This window comes from Synechococcus sp. R3-13, assembly GCF_047462195.1.
GTDB lineage: Bacteria > Cyanobacteriota > Cyanobacteriia > Thermostichales > Thermostichaceae > Thermostichus.
In genome coordinates, this window is sequence record NZ_JANSIO010000316.1 from 1 (window position 1) to 4,208 (window position 4,208).

6 protein-coding genes are annotated in these 4,208 nt (G+C 59.1%); 5 read left to right on the forward strand and 1 reads right to left on the reverse strand.

Annotation, left to right across the window (positions count from 1 at the left end; genetic code table 11):
• The 4 genes from NW856_RS09830 to NW856_RS09845 form a co-directional block, all read left to right on the forward strand.
• A partial coding sequence (locus NW856_RS09830; protein ID WP_414400036.1) for a lyase family protein occupies nucleotides 1-820 on the forward strand: 820 nt, incomplete at its 5' end.
• Between the two features lie 40 nt (nucleotides 821-860).
• Nucleotides 861-1,580 carry a Uma2 family endonuclease gene (locus NW856_RS09835; protein ID WP_414400038.1) on the forward strand — a complete coding sequence of 240 codons (720 nt, stop codon included), beginning with the start codon at nucleotides 861-863 and terminating at the stop codon, nucleotides 1,578-1,580.
• A 73-nt stretch (nucleotides 1,581-1,653) separates the two neighbouring features.
• Nucleotides 1,654-2,871, forward strand: coding sequence for an MFS transporter (locus NW856_RS09840; protein ID WP_414400040.1), 1,218 nt, complete (start codon nucleotides 1,654-1,656; stop codon nucleotides 2,869-2,871).
• A gap of 9 nt (nucleotides 2,872-2,880) precedes the next feature.
• On the forward strand, nucleotides 2,881-3,045 hold the full coding sequence (locus NW856_RS09845; protein WP_414400041.1) for a hypothetical protein: 165 nt from the start codon (nucleotides 2,881-2,883) through the stop codon (nucleotides 3,043-3,045).
• A gap of 372 nt (nucleotides 3,046-3,417) precedes the next feature.
• Here the strand turns inward: NW856_RS09845 and NW856_RS09850 are convergent, their stop codons facing one another.
• Nucleotides 3,418-3,879 (reverse strand): hypothetical protein, encoded by a 462-nt coding sequence (locus NW856_RS09850; RefSeq protein ID WP_414400043.1) that lies wholly within the window; start codon nucleotides 3,877-3,879, stop codon nucleotides 3,418-3,420.
• Between the two features lie 149 nt (nucleotides 3,880-4,028).
• On the opposite strand from NW856_RS09850, the gene NW856_RS09855 reads away from it, so the two are divergent.
• Nucleotides 4,029-4,208 (forward strand): hypothetical protein (locus NW856_RS09855; RefSeq protein WP_414400045.1); only part of this gene is annotated, 180 nt, incomplete at its 3' end.

The window sequence follows — 4,208 nt, forward strand, 5'->3', positions numbered from 1 at the left end:
GGTGCCGGTGCGGCTGGGGGACAGCTTCGGCGCCTACGCGGCCATCTTTGCCCAACACCGTCGCTGGATTGAGGAGGCCAGCCAGGCCCTGTGCAGCTTGGGGCTGGGGGGAAGCGCCGTCGGCACCGGCCTCAACACCCATCCCCAGTACCGGCAAAAGGTGGTGCAACGGCTGGCAGAGTATACCCAGTTGCCTCTCACCCCTGCTCCCCACCCCATGGCGGCGATGCAGAGCATGGCCCCCTTTGTGCATCTGTCGGGATCCCTGCGCAACTTGGCCCAAGATGGCATCAAGTTGGCCAACGACCTGCGGCTGATGGATTCCGGCCCCAAGACCGGCCTCAAGGAGATCCAACTCCCCCCGGTTCAGCCCGGCTCTTCCATCATGCCCGGAAAGTATAACCCGGTAATGGCCGAGATGCTGAACATGGTCTGCTTTCAGGTGATCGGGCTGGATACCGCCATCACCCTCTGTGCTCAGGCGGGGCAATTTGAGCTGAACGTGATGATGCCCCTCATTGCTTATGACCTCCTGCACAGCCTACAGATCCTAAACAACAGCCTGCGGGTCTTCACCGAGCGCTGCATTCAAGGCATCACCCCCCAACCGCAGCGATGCCGCGGCTACGCGGAAGGGACGCTGGCTTTGGTGACTGCTCTCAACCCCTACATCGGCTACTTACAAGCGGCAGAGGTGGCCAAGGCTTCTCTGGAAACCGGCCAGCCCATTCGACAGATTGTTTTGGAGCGCAACCTCATGACCCCAGAGCAGGTGGCGGAAGTGCTGGATCTGGAAGCCATGAGCCAAATGCAGTCCTAACCCATTCGCTACAGTGGAGGCATACTGCTCCTGCCCGGCCATGACCATTACCCCCTATCGCTGGCCCACCCAGCACGACTTGCCCGATACAGACGACACCCCCTTGGACAACGAGGATCAAGGCCGCCAATACCCCCTCCTCCGGGAGCCGCTGCTGCTGCACTGGTCGGATCGGCAAGACTTTTTTGTGGCTTGCAATATGGGCCTTTACTACGCCCTACCCCGGCAGGTCATTGTTCCGGATTTGTTTCTGGTGCTGGGGGTTCCTCGTTGGCGGGATGGCACCGCTCGCAAAAGCTATGTGGTTTGGGATGAAGGGAATATCTTGCCTGTTCTCATCTTGGAGATCATCTGCAACGACCAAGGGGAAGAAAAACCCGGACAAGCCAAATTCCAGCTCTACGAAAGGCGGCTACGGATCCCCTACTACGTCACCTTCGAGCTGGAGACCGATGAGCTGAACGTTTATCAACTCCAGGGCGGACACTATGAGCTGCTCCCCGGCTCAGGCGCTGAAGAACATCCCCCCATTCTGTTGCCCGATTTGGACTTGAGTATCGGTCGGTGGTGGGGATCCTACGAGGGGCGAGAACGCTTTTGGGTGCGCTGGTACGATAGGGCAGGGCAATTGTTGCCTACGGGAGCAGAATTGGAGCGGCAACGGGCAGAATTGGAACGGCAGCGGGCAGACCTAGAACGCTCCCGAGCCGAACGACTGGCCCAGCGGCTACGAGAGCTGGGAGAAGACCCCGAACTTTGATCTGCTCTTTCAGGGATCCCCAAAGAAATCTCCACCTACCCCGTACACTGCGATCCTGGCATTCCAGGGGGACATGATGACCAGACAACGACTCAGCCTGTGGACGAAGCTGGCCTACGGGGTGGGGGATCTGGGCACAGGCATGACGGCCAACATCCTCATCTTTTTCCTGCTGCCCTTTCTCACCAATACCGTTGGCATGGCAGCAGGCTTGGCCGGCAGCATCTACGCCATCACTCGCATTTGGGATGCCATTAACGATCCCATCATCGGCATCCTCAGCGACCGTACCCGCAGTCGTTGGGGCCGTCGCCGTCCCTGGTTGCTGTTTTCCGCCCTCCCCTTCGGCCTCACGTTCCTGGCCCAGTGGTGGATCCCTTTTCCCGGTCGGATTGGCCCCCTGTTTGCCTACTACCTGGCGGTGTCGCTCTTGTTCAATACCTTCTACTCTGCGGCCAATATTCCCTACGCCTCCCTGACAGCGGAGCTGACCCAGGATTACGACGAGCGCACCCAGCTCAACCAATTCCGCTTTGCCTTCTCTGTAGGGGGCAGCATGGTTGCGGTGGTTACCTTTCCGCTCTTGGTCAACCTGCTGCCGGATCGGGCTGCCGGCCACCTGCTGGCGGGAGCCTGTTTTGGAGTGATCTCGGCTGTGCCCTTGCTGATCTGTTTTTGGGGGGTGCGAGAACGGTATCCATCCCAACGGGATCCCATGCCCCTGGTTCAACAACTGCGGGTGGCCTTCAGCAACCGCCCCTACCTGTTTGTCAGCGGCATCTACCTGTGTTCTTGGCTAGCGTTTCAGTTCACAGCCACAATCATCCCTTATTTCATCGTCTTCTGGATGGGCCTGCCGGAGGTGTGGATTTCCTTGGTGGTACTGGCGGTACAGGGGATCGCAGTGCTGACGCTGTTCGGTTGGACCCAACTGAGCACCCATCTGGACAAGCGCACCATGTACCTCATTGGGGCGGGGTTTTGGCTGATCTCGCAGGCGGGCCTGTTTTTCCTCCAGCCCGGCCAGCAAGGGATCATGATTGGGCTGGCTCTGTTGGCCGGCATTGGGGTTTCTGCTACGGCCTATCTCGGCCCTTGGTCCATGTTGCCGGATGTGATCGATCTGGATGAACTACAAACCGGGGAGCGGCGGGAGGGGATCTTCTACGCTTTTATGGTCTTCTTACAAAAGGTGGGCTTGGCACTGGGGCTGTTTTTCGTGGGGCAAGCTCTGGATTGGGCCGGCTTCGTGCCTTCGGTGGCCGGAGAGGCCCTGCCCCTCCAGCCGTAATCGGCTTTGTTGGCCATTCGCGTTGCCATTGGCCCCTTACCGGGAGTGGCTTTGATCGGCGGGATCTTGCTGGTGTGGTTCTACCCAATCACCCGGCAGCGTCATCAGCAGATCCTGATGGAATTGGAAGAAAGACGGCAACAATACCACCCCAGCACCGAAAGATCTCCTTAGACCGCAAAATAGGCTACGGTTTCTAGCGGCAGAGCAACTGGCGCAATTGCGGGGGTTTTGATCTTCGGCCCAGGCTACTCCTCTCTCAGCTGCCTGCACGATTACCCCATCAATAGCCTGAAAATCGATCGCTCCTTCATCTCGCGCTGGGGGCCGAATGGAGAAAATGCCGAGACCATTGCCTGATCATCACCTTGGCCCGCAGCCTGGGAATGGACGTCACTGCCGAGGGGATCGAAACCCTACAGCGACTGCACCAATGAGGCTGTTGAACTGCGAGTATGGCCAGGGCTATTTCTTCGCCAAACCTCTCTAGGATGCAGAGCAAATGCTGCGGTTGCAACTGGACAAGAGGTGAAGGGATCCCTGCCCTCAGTCTAGGATGATGCGCAGGCCGCTACCCGAGGGAGTCGCCGGTTCAGGGTTGGGCACAATCCGCAGCCCACTGCCGGAGGGCCGGGTCACCGTGTTGTCGATGTTCACAAGGAAGGTGTTGGATTGGCCGTCCCGCTCATACACCACCACGTCGTTGCGGTTGAACTGGGAGCGACAGATGATGGGGGAGTTGTCGGCAGCAGTAGCCGCACTGCAGCGGTAGCCAGGGGCAGAGACGATCTTGCCTTCTTCATCGATGGAAAAAGGAACTGCAGAGGGCAAGATTGGAGAAAAGACCGGCTGGTCGGGATTGAGGATCACCGAGCCACCTGTGCTGGGTTCTACCACGATCCCCCGCCCGTCGATGACGATCCGCTGCGCTTGGGCGGGAGAGACGGCCAGCGGCCCCAAGAGCAAAACCAGGCTCAGGCCGAGTTTGAAGGGGAAAAGCGGGTTCATCGGACATCTCCTTTTGCCAAGGGCCATGACAGCTTCCAGGGATCCGCCAACGATCCTCGAAGGGGATGGATCCCTGGCTCAACTTGACTTGATCTTGGCCCAGATATCGGGACAAACCCAGGGCGGAAGCCGTCACCTCTGTTGCCAGGATGAGCACTTTGTCGCTCCGAAAGACCTGTGCAACAGTGATCGAGACTGTTCGCGATAGCGGGACGGAGTCCTCAGCTTGTCCACCGCTGCTGCTTCCTTCCTGCTTCCACGACCCGTGGCTAGTAGCAGAGTTCACCCTTACCGCCTCGCCAGAGGAGTCTCCACAGGCGTCACTTCCC